Source organism: Acinetobacter guillouiae, from assembly GCF_002370525.2.
GTDB lineage: Bacteria > Pseudomonadota > Gammaproteobacteria > Pseudomonadales > Moraxellaceae > Acinetobacter > Acinetobacter guillouiae.
Genome location: NZ_AP014630.1, coordinates 1809968 through 1824717, shown reverse-complemented (window position 1 = coordinate 1824717; position 14750 = coordinate 1809968). Strand labels below are relative to the sequence as shown.

Annotated in this window: 11 protein-coding genes; 2 read left to right on the top strand and 9 right to left on the bottom strand. The window is 38.5% G+C overall.

The window, feature by feature from the left end; genetic code table 11:
* Window positions 1-141: 141 nt before the first annotated feature.
* The 9 genes from AS4_RS08285 to AS4_RS08245 form a co-directional block, all read right to left on the bottom strand.
* Window positions 142-3276, bottom strand: a complete 3135-nt coding sequence (locus AS4_RS08285) for a TonB-dependent receptor (protein ID WP_096733839.1) — start codon at window positions 3274-3276, stop codon at window positions 142-144.
* Window positions 3277-3551: 275 nt separating this feature from the next.
* Complete coding sequence (locus AS4_RS08280) at window positions 3552-4565, bottom strand: FecR family protein (RefSeq protein WP_096733838.1); 1014 nt, start codon at window positions 4563-4565, stop codon at window positions 3552-3554.
* Window positions 4566-5087 (bottom strand): sigma-70 family RNA polymerase sigma factor, encoded by a 522-nt coding sequence (locus tag AS4_RS08275; protein WP_004721334.1) that lies wholly within the window; start codon window positions 5085-5087, stop codon window positions 4566-4568.
* A gap of 277 nt (window positions 5088-5364) precedes the next feature.
* Window positions 5365-5802 (bottom strand): Fur family transcriptional regulator, encoded by a 438-nt coding sequence (locus AS4_RS08270; protein WP_004820653.1) that lies wholly within the window; start codon window positions 5800-5802, stop codon window positions 5365-5367.
* 17 nt (window positions 5803-5819) lie between these two features.
* Window positions 5820-6245 (bottom strand): YbaN family protein, encoded by a 426-nt coding sequence (locus AS4_RS08265; RefSeq protein WP_004721341.1) that lies wholly within the window; start codon window positions 6243-6245, stop codon window positions 5820-5822.
* Window positions 6246-6276: 31 nt separating this feature from the next.
* A complete protein-coding gene (locus AS4_RS08260; protein WP_004721344.1) occupies window positions 6277-6873 on the bottom strand; it encodes a biliverdin-producing heme oxygenase in 597 nt (198 codons plus the stop codon).
* Between the two features lie 41 nt (window positions 6874-6914).
* On the bottom strand, window positions 6915-7772 hold the full coding sequence (locus tag AS4_RS08255; protein ID WP_096733837.1) for an energy transducer TonB family protein: 858 nt from the start codon (window positions 7770-7772) through the stop codon (window positions 6915-6917).
* A gap of 499 nt (window positions 7773-8271) precedes the next feature.
* Window positions 8272-11388, bottom strand: a complete 3117-nt coding sequence (locus AS4_RS08250; protein ID WP_096733836.1) for an efflux RND transporter permease subunit — start codon at window positions 11386-11388, stop codon at window positions 8272-8274.
* Window positions 11385-12629, bottom strand: coding sequence for an efflux RND transporter periplasmic adaptor subunit (locus tag AS4_RS08245; protein WP_096733835.1), 1245 nt, complete (start codon window positions 12627-12629; stop codon window positions 11385-11387). The genes AS4_RS08250 and AS4_RS08245 overlap by 4 nt, the downstream gene beginning before the upstream one ends.
* Window positions 12630-12765: 136 nt before the next feature.
* Here AS4_RS08245 and adeR point away from each other — a divergent pair, with 136 nt between their 5' ends.
* A complete protein-coding gene (adeR, locus tag AS4_RS08240) occupies window positions 12766-13497 on the top strand; it encodes an efflux system response regulator transcription factor AdeR (protein WP_004820644.1) in 732 nt (243 codons plus the stop codon).
* Entirely contained in the window at window positions 13487-14578 is a 1092-nt protein-coding gene (gene adeS / locus AS4_RS08235; protein WP_096733834.1) for a two-component sensor histidine kinase AdeS, read from the top strand. Before adeR ends, adeS begins: the two co-directional genes overlap by 11 nt.
* Window positions 14579-14750 lie beyond the last annotated feature (172 nt).

The following is a 14750-nucleotide window of genomic DNA, read 5'->3' as shown; positions in this document are numbered from 1 at the left end:
GATTATCATTAAAAATAAAACATGTGCTGCACTGATTTTAATTTTTAAATTCAAGTGTAAAATCAAGGAGTACGTGTCTTATTTTCCACACATTTATTGCACACCAAGTGCAATAAATTTGGTTAATTACCTCTAAGTTCCTTAAAACTTATGGGTAATGCTTAGCTTAAATGTTCGACCTGGTGCTGCAATTGCCGAACGAGTTAATGGATCAATATAGAATTCGTCAGTGAGATTAGTCCCCACCAGTTCAAATAAGGTGTCTTGTTTAAGTCGATAATTGATATAAGCATCCACAATGGTCATTGAGTTCCATGCCAAAGGGGTATTGGCGTAATAACTCATCTCTATATCGTTATAGTTTTTCGTTTCAGGATTTTCATACTTATGGTGATAACTCGCACGAGTTCCGACTTCAAGTTTTTGATCAAAGAATCGTCCACCAAGTGTTAAATTAACTGAATATTTTGGGGTTGCCATACTGACTAAATATCCGCCTACAAATCCATCATCAACACAACGATTTAATAAAAACTGGTGGCTCGCCCCTAAAAGCATCGCTGAGTTTTCATCACAAACTTTATTTTTAAAACGATAATTGGCACTTAAGTCAGTAAAGAAACGCCCATTGTCAAAGCGACTTTGCAGTTCTAATCCTTCTGTGGTAAGGCTATCGACATTGCTAAATGCCAAAGTTGGACTACGTTCAATCGCATTCTTGGTTTTGTTATAGTAATAAGCCAACTTAATATCTGCATAACTGCTATTTTTAAATAACTCAGATAGATTATGAACATAGGCAAGTTCATAATTTGATGCATGCTCTGGCTGTAACTTATAACCACTTAAGGTTCCAGAAAACCCAATCGTGCTTTCAAACATACTTGGCATTCTATAAGCTTCGCTATAACGTAAATACATTCGACTATTGGGGCTAAAATTAACCGTTGCTGAAGCTGTCGGTGTCCAACCATGATCTTTGCTTTTTTGCACACCTGTTTTGGTTAAATCAATATCTTCATAACCGCTAGGAATGCCACTACCAGAATAATATCCATAATCCCGACCTTGTACTAAGGTCCCATTTAAAAAGGGATTATTGGCAATGGTTAATTTTCCACGGTTATCCATTTTGTAATCAATTTTATTAGATTTCTGATAAATTCGACTTAAAATTCGAGCCTGCTTGCGCTCCTCAGTCCAACCTTCCGCTAAAGCAAGAGCCTCAATACTTTCTCGTGTTTGCTGTTCAAGTTCTGGTGTCATATTTGGGCGTTTAGTAAAATAAGTCATACTTAATGCCGTGGCTTTTTTAATCAGGCTAAACTGGGGATCACCCGCATTGACTCGTTCATTAAGAAAATCATCAAAGGCCCAATAGTTTTGATATCTTGCACCTGCGTTTAAATTCAGCCATGAGACAGGTTGATAGTCAAAGTTAAAATTAAATTCTTTTTCTTCTCGACGACCTGCTCTCGGTAACATCCTATAACCCGAATTTGTTCCGTTAATATTCGGGTCTTTATAAATATCATCCGAACTAAGTTTTTCTTTTTGAAAACTCCCCCCAACAGTTAAACCCAGATTAGACAGCAATTTAAACTTATTACTTAAGGTCATTCCTTGGCGAGTATTGTCTGAGTTTGCGGTAGCACTGTTCACAAAAACACCCAAGTTTGCATTGGTATCATTGGGAAATCCACCTGAACTATAGGTATGACTCTTAGTATCAGTCCGCCAAATATTGCCGTAGAAATCGACTAAATTATTGTTTTGAGGTTGATATTTGTATTCCATATTATAGGCTTTAGAGTCGATATGACTTAAAGGCCATTGTGGTACCCCTGCTTTATTTTTGACGACTTCACCCCAAGCAATTCGTGAAGGTAAAATTTCTCCATTGATGATTGAACTGTCCCGATAACCGAACTCTAAACGCTGTTCATCTGTGGGTTTCCACGCCGCTTTTAACAAATAAGATTCTGTTTCAAGGGATGTATTGGGAACTTCTGTACCTCCTGGGTAAACTTTGGCAAGGTATGGAACGTAATTAAATCGTCCTGTGGCAGGTTTATCATAAAAATCACTGCCATTTTTCCCTGCAAAGTGATTGCCTTTATTACGATAAGCATAAGCAGCCAAAACTTCAAAATTATCACTACGTCCTGCCAAAGCAATACGTGTTGCAACATCATCGCCTGAATAAATATTATTTTCTTTATTTTGTCGTGCTACTTTAAATAAGGATGGATCATAATAAGGCTCGAACACTGGATTGCCTTGCCAGTCCGTTCCTGTAGCTGGATAATTTGGATTATCGTAAATGCTTTGACCAGTTAATAGTTGTGGTTCTCTAGGTTTCACTGCATTGCTGCTGGTTTCTACTTTTATCTCCCCACCAAAATTTTTACCTTCCTTTAAAACATCATCTACAGCTAGAGTATGAATAACGACCGCACCACCCACACCTGTATTTACATTGCGTGTGATGGAAGGCCCCTTAATGACTTGTAGCCCACCGATTAAATTAGGGTCAATATAACTCCGATTATTCGCACCGTTATAGCCACGCCATACAGTGAGTGCCTGTTCTGTCCCATCAATAAGGACAGGAACGCGGCCCGGCCCTTGAACACCACGGATACTTGGATCTAAAGCACCACTGTTTCGGGCATCACCACTGTATACGCCGACCATTCCCTTGAATAAGTCTGCTGGCTGAGCACCTTTATATCGTTCTATTTGCTCTTTGCTGGCATAGACGCTAGAAATATCTTGATCATAAACATCATTCTGCCCTTTTGTATCGCGACTGACTGTGCCAAAAACAGTCATTGGGCTAAGTTGTACGACATTTTCTTGATCAGCTATCATCGACTGAGATTGTACTGGAATGGGTCTAATTTCAGCTTTATCCACATGCTTCAATATATAGCCATTTCCAACTTTCACCACAGTAAACTCGGTTGCTGCTAAAATATGCTGAAAGCCATTTTCTAAATTATATTGTCCGCTTAAACCTAGGCTACGTTTACCTTTGAGCTGATTTGCATCAATTGCAATCGAGGTCCCCGCTTGCTCGGCAAAGGTATTCAGAACACTGGCAAGTGAACCCGCTGGAATATGATATGACTGCGTTTCTGTACTGAGCGCATAAGTGCTTTGTGTCGCGACTGTTGTTGCTACACCCACACAAACGAGATGAATCGCTAATGCCAATGATGTCACTTTGAAAGAATATTTTGGTTGCTTTTGACCGCAAACAGGTTCACTCATTTTACGCCCCAGTAAATGTAAATAAGAATCATTCAATATATTAAATTAAATTTATTCCTAATATTTGCTTCTATTTACTATGACGCTTCAGAATTGAAAAAGTGGAACCATTTATTCAAAATAAATTTAAATGATCTATCTTTTATTTTCACAAAATTATTATTTGTCATATTTATCAATCATTTTTAAAAACGATATGAATTTTTAGCCTAGAATTTTAGGCTTAATTTAAAGCTAAACAGCATGATCTAAACCAAGTGCTTAAATCATGCTATTTATTGCAAAGTCACAACTGTGAAATATGGGGTGATTTGATAGACATTTAGCTGAGGGAATACACTGCTTAATAATTGCAATGCACTTTCGGTATGATCTAAAGGCAATACAGCATTGACCTTAATTTTTTCTAACTTAGAAGCGTTAAATATAATTTTTTCTTTGCTGTTTCGATTCAACTCATTTAGCACTTTTGACAAAGACATATTTTCAACAATCAAATGCCGTTGATTCCATTTCTGCTGTTCATTATATAAATTAAAAGTATGTATAGGTTGTATACCATTTCGATCAAGTATAACTTCTTGCCCTGCTGTCACAATCACAGGAGATGCTTTGGTTTGATCTAACTCTTGTTTCGAGGACTGAACTTTCACTTTGGAATGTAGCATTTTAAGCCCAGTCGCATCTGGCTGATATTGAACACTAAATGCAGTTCCCAATGCTTCAATTTGACCATGTTGGGTTTTGACAATAAAAGGACGGGCTTTGTCTTTGGCCACATCTACAAATATTTCCCCTTGAACCAACTCCACAACACGCTGATTTGCTGAGAAGTCCAGATTAACCGCACTCTGACCACTGAGTTTAAGTTGTGAACCGTCTGCTAAGGTTTGGGTTTTCCATTCTCCCGCATGATTTTTAATATCAGCGGTTAGATATGACACTGGATGATAAATAAAATAACTATAAATGCCACCTATACAACACAATATCACCGTTAAAATTCCACCATAGCGCATATTTTTTTGCTTGCGAGCACTATGTAAACCTGTTTTTAATACAGATTGGGTCATTTTCTGTTGTTGTGGATTCTGTACCAGTTTTTGAATCGAAGTAATATATTGCTCGATATCTTGAGCAATTTTTTGGCGTTGTGGACTCTTGCTTTTCCAAGCATCAAAATCTGTTTGCGCTGTTCTTTTGAGTAAGTCATCATCGGTACTCAGCAACACAATCCATTCCGCTGCTTCTTCGATTAATTGTTGCTTACTCTTCTCTTCTTCAATCATTTACTCAAACAAATCCTTCTCTTGTTTCAGTGCGTAGCATTGCACAAGGCAAGTTGCTAGATATTTTTGAATCATCTTAGTTGAAACTCCAATGATTTCTGCAATTTCTTTATGGGTTAAACCTTCAAAATAATGTAGCACAAAAGCTTGTTGTGCTTTTTCAGAGACGCGTATCAAAGCCTGACAAATCTGGTCAATCGCTTGAACAACCTGAAGTTGATCTTCTGGCGAAGGAATTGTATCCAGCATATATTCCATCTGACTTAATTCATTCAGATAGGCTTGCTCTATGCGCTTACGGCGCACCTGATCAATCATTAAATTTCTAGCAATGGTCACCAGATATGCACGAGGTTCTTTTACTCCAAAAAGTTCATCACGCGTTTGCAGAATTTTAATAAACGTATCTTGTACCAAATCTGCAGCTTGCTCACTATTGCCTACTTTTTTTCTAAGCCATTGATGCAACCAAGATTGGTGATTACGGTACAATTGATCTACAAATGCAGGATTTTTGTTCACAATAGGATCAACTCTTTGATGGTCTGTTAAATGATAATAATTATCATTTAAATGTCAAGACACCCTGAGAGAAAATCCCCGTATATATGATTATTTTTTAGTTTATGTACATCCTTATGTTCTATTTGATCATTTAATATACTTAAAAAATAAAGTTAAATTATCAATAGTTAATGCCCATTGAACCTCAATATCTGGGTTATCATTCAGTTTAAATTCCGATTTATTATTTATGGATATTTTTATCATAAAATAATCTACCCTTTGGCATGTTATTTTAATGACTACAATAAGGACAAGAGGGTTTTTCTATAACAAGATGATATGAACTTGCACCATGTTCTAAAATAAGTCCTCGAATTTGCTGCTCTAAAGCCTCATCATTAATTTGTTGCAACTGACTACACTTTTTACAATATATTCTCATATTGGTTTGACTTCCCTTGAATGAATATAATGCTTGTTCACTGCCCAGCTTAAATTTAACCAACAATCCTGCTTTAACAAGCTGTTTCAGGGTTTGATAGACACCAGCAAAAGATAATTTTTTCACTTTTAAATCTGGACTATACAAAATTTCGGCTGCTGTCAGCTCTCGTTGTGCATTTCTTAAAATATTCAGTACAGTTAATCGTGTTGTGGTTACTTTTAAGTTTGCTTGCAACAGCAAGCGTTTAAGTTCTTCAGTATTTTTATAATATTCAAAGATTTCCATCCTGAGATTATCCTCATTTATGCTTTTAACCACATCCACAATTGCACACAAACCATCATCAAAACAATGGTCCCTACTGCCCATGGATGAGGCACAGTCCAAATTAAAATTCCAGCAGCCACACTCATACTGGCCAAAGAAAATAGTTTTACTTTTACAGGTAAAGTTCGTTTGAGTTGCCATTGCTGTAAAATTGGAGCAATGACTTTATTATTAACAATCCACTGATGCATTCGCTGTGAACCCTTTGCAGCAAACAACGTCGCAAGAAAATAAAAATCAAACGTAGGCAAACCAGGAACCACCAAACCGATCGTCCCTAAGACCAGACATAACCCCGCCAGTGCAATACAGATCCAGCGAACCAACCATGACTTCGCCAATCTCGGCTCCGACATAGAAATACTGGTATTTAGATTGGTCTCTGACCCCGTTTGCTTCATTGCTTGATTTCCTTTATCCATCATCAATTATTTATTTCAGTGTTTTTAATTGTGCTAAAAGTTCACCAAAACGATGAAAGCCTTGCATAGCCCCCTCAATAATCAATTGCTGTTCCTCTAAACTAAAATTTGCATCATCTAGGGTTTGCTTGAAACGCTTCCACACTAATCCACGACCCTCTGGATATGCTGCTAAGTTACGTGCAGCAAAATCAGCATTAAAGCCAAATCTAGCCTGAGCCTCTTTGAGTAAAAATGCTGCGCCTAAGGTTGAACCTTCTGAAACATAAATCCAGCCCAAAGATTGTGGAAAACTAATTTCATCTGTTGCAATACCCTGCTGCTGAGGCGTTAAACCTAAATCAGCCAAGTCTTGTAAAGCTGCATCGGAACGCCCACGCACATCTAAATCGGGAATCAATTGTTCAACCTGTGAATCTTGATAAAGATGTTCAACATCTTTCTGAAAATAATATTGCGACAGGGTGAATTGCGCATAATTCTCTTTACTCTCAAACGCGCCTGATTGCTGCATTAAAATTTCCATACGTTCATGCTCTGCCAGTGTTTCTTGTTTCAAGCGTTGCATTAAACTACTGCTGATCACTTTTTCTGTTGATGCGTTCATAAAAACTCCTAAATAAACCCTTTCATTGTTTAATGATCCAATCAGCGATTACGACCAAGCTTAAGCTGAATGGGAAAATCCACCACGATTGCCAATGCTTCACCATTGACAATATGTGGTTTAAATTTTGCTTTTTGTGCAGCTTGTATAGCTCTTTCATCCAAACTACTAATACCTGAGCTTTGCTTTACTCTGACATCTATCGGCTGCCCTTGAGGATTGATTTTGATGGTGAGAACCAACAAGCGCTGCTGGTTTTGCAATTCGCGATCATCGTAATTAAGCTTGCCAAAGCTGAGTACATCGACCCGACTCACGGGAAGCGGTTGCTGTGGTTGAGAAGTAGAGGCAGCGTTTTGTTCTTTTTTATTGTCTTTGCCTGCTTCACCGCCTGCGCGTTTGGCTATCTCATTTGACTGACCTGAAGCAGCCTGTTCAGTATTCGCAGATGATTTCGTTTCAGTGAATGTTTGCGTTGACTGACGATTTGATTCAGATTTACTTTCCGTCTGTTGATCGGTTGGTTTTTTTTCTTGTGCTTTTGTTGTCTGTTGTGTTGTTTGATCCATCTTCAACTTTTTTGACTCAGTACTATGTATCACTTTGACCTGTTGTTGATGTTGTACCGCTGTTGCTACTGTAGATTGAGGTTGTGCTTTTGATTGCGTTGCAGCTTGCTCTGATGCCGTCTGCAGCTTTGTACTGCTTTGTTGTACAACATCGGTTTTGTTCAAGCTGATAAAACGAATTTGAATCGCATTTTCAGGTGAATGTGATTCAATACGAACATCTGTTTTTAAATAAGACAAAGACCATAACAACAATATATGACTGATCACTACCCCACAAAGCGTAGAGTATTTTTGCTTATCATTTGAAGCGAGAATTACAGCAGACATAGGCTTAGATACAGCGCAAATAAATGTAGTGCATTTGCTGAGTGCTGAAAACCCTGTGTTTTTCCTGCCTGCTCAATCTAGTGTATTGCGTTGTACTGTTCATGAATCCTTCCTGCTTCGTCTATCAGATCAGTTGCCGTGAATTAAAAAACACTGCCTTTATCTATATAGACGAATGAGAAGGCAAAAATGCCTAATGAGAAATGTAATTAAATGTAAATAAGAATGGTTTAGAGAGTATGAATTGACGATAAAACAGTGGGCCACTGAACGTATTTATTTAAATGTAAAAAATAAACTTATATAAATAATGTAGTTAAAACAACTGGCCTGTATATCGAAACATTACAATAAGAGATAAAAATAATGGGAAGAAAAATTAGGCATCCAAATAAATGCATATAATAAATGCGATGGAGGACTTAGAAATATTGTAGAGGACAAATACTTATCCTCTACAAAACACAAGACTAAAAATTAAAAGCTTAAAACAGAGCGCTTAAGGCAGTTTACGTACAGGTAAAGCTTTGCCACGTAATTTCTCAACAGCACTGAGGATAAACACAAAAAATACTGGCACAAAAAAGATTGCAAGTATCGTCGCACTAACCATACCACCAAAAACCCCTGTACCAATCGCATGTTGAGTTTCAGAACTTGCACCTGTAGCAATCACCAATGGAATCACACCAGCGGTAAAAGCCAAGGATGTCATCAAGATCGGTCTTAAACGAAGTTTGGCAGCCGCAACAGTGGCTTCAATCAGAGTCATTCCTTCTTCTTTTAGCATTTTGGCAAATTCAACAATCAAAATGGCATTTTTTGCAGATAATCCAATGATGGTAATTAAACCCACTTTAAAGAAAATATCATTGGGAATCCCTCGGATCCATACCGCAACCACTGCACCAATCATACCTAAAGGTACAACCAGCATCACCGACAATGGAATCGACCAGCTTTCATAAAGAGCAGCAAGGACGAGGAAGACCACCAACATTGACAATGCCAATAAAAAATTGGTTTGTGCTTCTGACTGTTTTTCCTCCAAGGATTGCCCTGTCCACTCATAACCAATTCCTTTTGGTAATTGCTCAATCAATCGCTCCATTTCCTTCATCACTACTCCTGAAGAAACCCCTTCTGCGCCTGCCCCTGCAATACTCAATGATGGTCGTCCATTATAGCGATTGTATTGCTGCGGAGACTGTGTCCACACAGGTGTTACAATCTCAGACAGTTTAACCAGTGCTCCAGTCTTGTTAACCACATTCAAATTTAGAATATCAGTAACTTTCATCCGTGAATCGGCATCGACTTGAACAATCACTTGCTGCATTCGTCCCTGATTTGGAAAATCATTGACATACATTGAGCCCATTGAAGATGAAATGGTGTCTGTCACATCAGCAAAATTCACACCTAAAGCTTCTGCCTTATTCCGATCAATTTTTAAATCGACATTACTGCCTGGTGGTAAACCCTCTGGATAAACATAAGCCAGTTTTTTACTGGTTGCTGCAAGACCAATCAACTGTGCTTGTGCCTCATTCAAAGCTTGCATTCCAAGATTACCGCGATCTTGTAAACGTAAAGTAAAGCCCGAAGTTGTTCCCATTTCTTCAATTGCAGGCGGTAAAACAGACATAATCGTACCTTCTGCACTGTCTGCCATGGCCGCATTTACAGCGTTAACCTCATCTGCAGCGGAGGTATTTCGGTCTTTGAAATCTTTTAAATTTGTAAAGGCAATGGCAGTGTTATTACCAGAACCACTAAAGCCAAATCCGAGTACAGAGACATTTTCTTTAATACTTTCTCTGCTTTTTAAATGTTCCTCAAACGATTTTACAATGGTCAATGTACGTTCTTGACTGGCATCTGCAGGCAATTGAAATGAGGTGATAAATGAGCCTTGGTCTTCTTCAGGTAAAAAAGCGGTTGGAATCGATTTAAACGCAAATAATAAGAAACCTGTCAGAACAACAAATACAATCATCACAGTAAAAATGTGTTTCAACAATTTCACTAAAATTGCTTCATACTTTTTATTGACGCGGTCAAAAAAGCGATCAAACCACGCAAAGAAGCCTTTTTTCTGATGATCGGCTTCAATCGGTTTTAACAAGGTTGCACAAAGTGCAGGGGTTAAGGTCAGTGCTAAAAATGCTGAGAATGCAATGGATACCGCCATGGTCACGGTAAATTGTCTATAGATAATTCCGACCGAACCACTGGCAAAGGCCATCGGTAAAAATACCGCCACCAGCACCAAGGTTATCCCGATGATTGGACTGGTAATTTCTTGCATTGCTTTAGAAGTGGCATCAACAGGTGATAAACCCTCCGTTGCCATGATACGTTCCACATTTTCAATCACTACAATCGCATCATCGACAATAATACCGATGGCTAAAACCATACCAAACATGGTTAAAACATTGACCGAAAAACCACTGATCAACATCACTGCAAATGTGCCTAGAAGTGCAATCGGTGCAACAATTGAAGGAATCAAGGTGTAACGAATGTTATGTAAAAATAAATACATGACAAGGAAAACTAACACCATTGCTTCCAGCAAAGTCATGATTACTTTTTCAATCGAAATTTTAACAAACGGCGCAGTATCATAAGGAATCGAATATTGCATTCCCTTTGGTAAAACCTTGCTCAGCTCCTCAACTTTTGCTTTGACCGCTTCAGAGGTCTTGACCGCATTCCCGCCTGGGCTCATTTGAATCGCCAAAGCGGTTGCTGGCTTTCCATTTTCTAAAATAGAAAAACTATAGGTTTGCGCCCCAAGCTCCACCCGTGCAACATCTTTCAGTGTGACTTGTGCGCCACTCTGATTGGCACGCAAAGTAATATTTTGAAATTCTTCGACTGTACTTAATTGTCCTTCAGCCGTTAATGGCAGTGTAATCATCTGTCCTTGAACCGCAGGCAAACTCCCGACACTTCCCGGAGATATCGGCGTATTTTGTGCTTGAATGGCATTTGTGACATCTTTAATCGACAGCTGATAAGACACCAGTTTGTTTGGATCTATCCAAATACGCATGGCTTTTTCAGATCCAAAGGATTGAATACGTCCTACTCCTTCAACCCGTTTTAATTCTTCAACCACATTTCGAACCAAATAATCACTTAAATCAATTTCTTTAAATTGATCATTTGGTGAGTTGATTCCGACCATCATCAGAAATCCAGAGGATGCCGCTTCAACAATTAGGCCTTGCTGTCTAACCGATTGTGGCAATCTCGGTTCGATAGACTTTAGTTTATTTTGCACATCTACCTGAGCCAACTCTGGATCAGTCCCCGGTTTAAATGTGGCAGTAATACTCGCTTGACCACTGGCATCAGAGGTGGCGCTGTAATAAAGTAAATTCTTTACTCCTGATAACTCTCTCTCAATCAAGGTGACAACACTATCATTCAAGGTTTCTGGTGTTGCTCCCGGATAGGTTGCATAGATACTAATCGAAGGTGGTGCAACTGAAGGAAAACGAGAAATCGGCAACTTTGGAATACTTAAGACACCAAACAGAATAATAAAGAGTGCAATCACCCAAGCAAAGATTGGCCGTTTAATAAAAAACTGCGATATCATAATTTTTCTCCTGTATTCGGAGAAGACTGACCTGCTGTGCTTTGATCACTGCCCTTATTTTGCGTTTGTAAAGTCCCAACATCGGTTGTGTATTGCGACTTCCACTGGGTTATTTTTAAAGGCTGTTCTGGCTGTTGAATTCGATCATGCCCCTCAACAATGACTTTTTCACCTGCTTTAATTCCACTATTCACCACATAGAAACCTTTATATAACTGCCCTAAACTCACTGGACGTGTTTCAGCAGTCTGATTTGCTTTTACAATCATCAGTTGTGCTTGACCTGAAATATCTCTTTGCACGGCTTGTTCAGGGACAAGTAAGGCATTGGGCTGTGATGCTCTGTTTAAACCAACTCTGACATACATCCCTGGCAATAATTTCCGTTGAGGATTATTTACTTCCACACGAATAGTCACGTCACCCGTATTAGGATCTACGCTGGTATCTGAGAATAAAATCTTTCCTGTGACTGGATACAATTTACCCTGACTATTGGATATGCTGACCTCAGCACCACCACGTTGTAATAACGAACCATCATTCAAACGATCTTGCAATTGCTCATATTCAGAAATTGATTGTTTAACATCAACATAGACTTTATCTAACTGATGTACCAAAGCCATTGGATTGGTATCGCTGGTGCTGACCAATGCACCTTCGGTTACCAGCAACTTACCAATTTGACCTGAAATCGGGGCGCGTACAGTCGCATAGCGTAAGTTTAAATTTTGTCGTGCCAATGCTGCCTTGGTTTGAGCAACTTCAGCCAAAGCTTGTTGATAAGCGGCTTCCGTATTATTAAATTCCTGTTTACTAATGGCATTGGAAGGAAGCAGCTGTCGATATCGCTCCTGTTGCGTTTTTAGACGCACCACTTCTGCCTGTGCTTTTGCCAATAAAGCCTGATTACTATTGACATCTGCTTGAAGAATTTCCGAATTGATCTTAAATAAGGGTTGTCCAGCCTTAACTTCACTGCCTTGGGTAAACAGCACCTTTTCAATAATTCCGCCAACTTGTGGGCGAATTTCTGAAATTCGATAGGCTTGTACACGTGCAGGTAAGTTTTCAATCAAATGAATATCTTGCTGTTGAACGGTATAAATACTGATTTTGGCTGGCGCAGCCTGTTGTGCTTGTTCTGCTTCAGCATTTCCTGAGCGATTACATCCAGTTAACGCACTCCCACTTAAAACAACCAATAAAATAATAAAAAAATAAGGCTTAGGCATCATCTGCACCCAGAGTTCTAGATATGATGATTATTGGCAATATTTGTGTACTTAGCGTCACTAAAGTGTGGAGATTGTGTGGATATAGCCACTAAAAATAAATTATGATGGTGTTATATCCATTTTAAAGTATCCAGTAATGGGCAATATTTCTTTTGCGTCTGATCCAGCCAGTAAACAAATTTTAGTCGTTGAAGATGATTATGATATCGGCGATATTGTGGAGCATTATCTGAAAAAAAATGGCTTCAATGTGCTCAGAGCGCTTAATGGACAGCAAGCCATCGAAATACATGCGCAGCAACAGATTGATCTGGTGATTCTTGACGTGAAATTACCAATCTTAAATGGTTGGGAGGTTTTAAATCATATTCGTCAATCCAAACAAACCCCTGTGATTATGCTGACCGCATTAGATCAAGAAGTAGATAAAGTCACAGCACTTAGAATCGGCGCTGATGACTTTGTGGTAAAACCATTCAATCCAAATGAAATTATTGCCAGAGTTGAAGCCGTATTGAGAAGAAGTGCAATGTCATCTCAGGCGAAAGCCCAAATCATTAGTTTTAAATCAATTGAAATTAATATAGAAACACTTTGTGTATACATTATCAAAGAACATTCGAAAGCACTGTTAAACCTTACCTTAACGGAATTTAAGATCCTTGCGTTGATGTCACAAGCACCCTACAAGGTTTTTACCCGATCAGAATTAATGAACCATTGCTTGCCTGATGGTGATGCCTTAGAACGTACTGTAGACAGTCATATCAGTAAATTACGTAAAAAACTGGAAGATCATCATCAAACCGACTTACTGATCAATGTTCGTGGTGTTGGTTATCGTTTAAGGCAAAATGATGAAAAATAACATTGGAATTAGCCGCCAGCTGATTATCACCATGGCCAAAGTGAGCTTATTGACCACTTGTTTTTCCTTGATTTTTGGCTATTTGACTTATTTTGTTGCCATCGAGTTTAAATTGGTCTCACTTGAACAATTAAATTCCGAAGACTGGTCATTTAATTTTGTTGATCTCACTTGGATTTTATTGGTGACTTTATTCGGTTCACTAACTTCTGTTTATTTAGGATTAAAATTAGCGCAACGCTTTATCGCCCCGCTAAATTCTTTAGCCATTGCAGCAAGAGAAATTAGTTTGGGTAATCTTTCCGTAAGAGCACAATTGGACAATCCCTCTTCTGTCGCTGAAATCACAAAGATGATCAATGACTTTAATCGTATGGCAGAAAAATTGGAAATCTCAGTCAACAATGCATCTATTTGGAATGCCGCAATTGCACATGAATTAAGAACACCTGTGACCATCTTACAAGGTCGCTTACAAGGCGTGCTTGACGATATATTTACCCCCGATAAGGCCTTATTAAAAAATTTGCTCAATCAAGTTGAGCAACTGTCATTTTTAATCGAAGATCTAAGAACCCTAAGTCTGGCGGATAATCAACAACTTCGACTTAACCTAGAGTCAGTTTGTCTATCTGACGTCATTACACAATCTGTAAACTTACTTCAAGACCGTTTTGATCAAGCAAAATTAATCATCGAAACCAATTTATCAGATCAAGCCTGCTTTTTTGACCGACAACGGCTTGAACAGATTTTAATTGCGTTATTTGAAAATGAAATTCGTTATGCACAGGCAGGGATTTTACGGATTAGCACCCAAAAAAAATCAGAAGGTTTGGTTTTAACCATTGAAGATCAAGGACCCGGTATTGCAGATCAACATATCCCCTTTATATTTGATGCGTTTTATCGACTTGAAGAATCCAGAGGCAAGAAGAATGGTGGCAGTGGTTTAGGTCTATCTGTTGTCAATGCAATTATGATCGCGCATGAAGGTCGCATTGAATATTCCAAGTCACAAGCTTTAGGGGGAAGTTGTTTTAGTATTTTATTTAAGCCCGACGATTTAAATAAAATATAAGATCAGCATCCAAGTGTAAAATCGACTTCATTGAAACAAGCATTCAACTCATCTGTTTTAAATTGACAACTATCAGCAACTATAGACAGATAACATAGCGGCCTGTAGCTGATCAAAGCGCTATCCAAGCACATTTCTATGGCTATTGGTCTATGGTTATTGAGGCAAATTT

What these genes read in the sequence shown, in the direction of transcription:
- AS4_RS08285 (WP_096733839.1), bottom strand. Translation starts at nt 3,276, where the DNA reads ATGAGTGAACCTGTTTGCGGTCAAAAGCAACCAAAATATTCTTTCAAA.
- AS4_RS08280 (WP_096733838.1), bottom strand. Translation starts at nt 4,565, where the DNA reads ATGATTGAAGAAGAGAAGAGTAAGCAACAATTAATCGAAGAAGCAGCG.
- AS4_RS08270 (WP_004820653.1), bottom strand. Translation starts at nt 5,802, where the DNA reads ATGGAAATCTTTGAATATTATAAAAATACTGAAGAACTTAAACGCTTG.
- AS4_RS08265 (WP_004721341.1), bottom strand. Translation starts at nt 6,245, where the DNA reads ATGAAGCAAACGGGGTCAGAGACCAATCTAAATACCAGTATTTCTATG.
- AS4_RS08260 (WP_004721344.1), bottom strand. Translation starts at nt 6,873, where the DNA reads ATGAACGCATCAACAGAAAAAGTGATCAGCAGTAGTTTAATGCAACGC.
- AS4_RS08255 (WP_096733837.1), bottom strand. Translation starts at nt 7,772, where the DNA reads ATGTCTGCTGTAATTCTCGCTTCAAATGATAAGCAAAAATACTCTACG.
- AS4_RS08250 (WP_096733836.1), bottom strand. Translation starts at nt 11,388, where the DNA reads ATGATATCGCAGTTTTTTATTAAACGGCCAATCTTTGCTTGGGTGATT.
- AS4_RS08245 (WP_096733835.1), bottom strand. Translation starts at nt 12,629, where the DNA reads ATGATGCCTAAGCCTTATTTTTTTATTATTTTATTGGTTGTTTTAAGT.
- adeR (WP_004820644.1), top strand. Translation starts at nt 12,766, where the DNA reads ATGGGCAATATTTCTTTTGCGTCTGATCCAGCCAGTAAACAAATTTTA.
- adeS (WP_096733834.1), top strand. Translation starts at nt 13,487, where the DNA reads ATGAAAAATAACATTGGAATTAGCCGCCAGCTGATTATCACCATGGCC.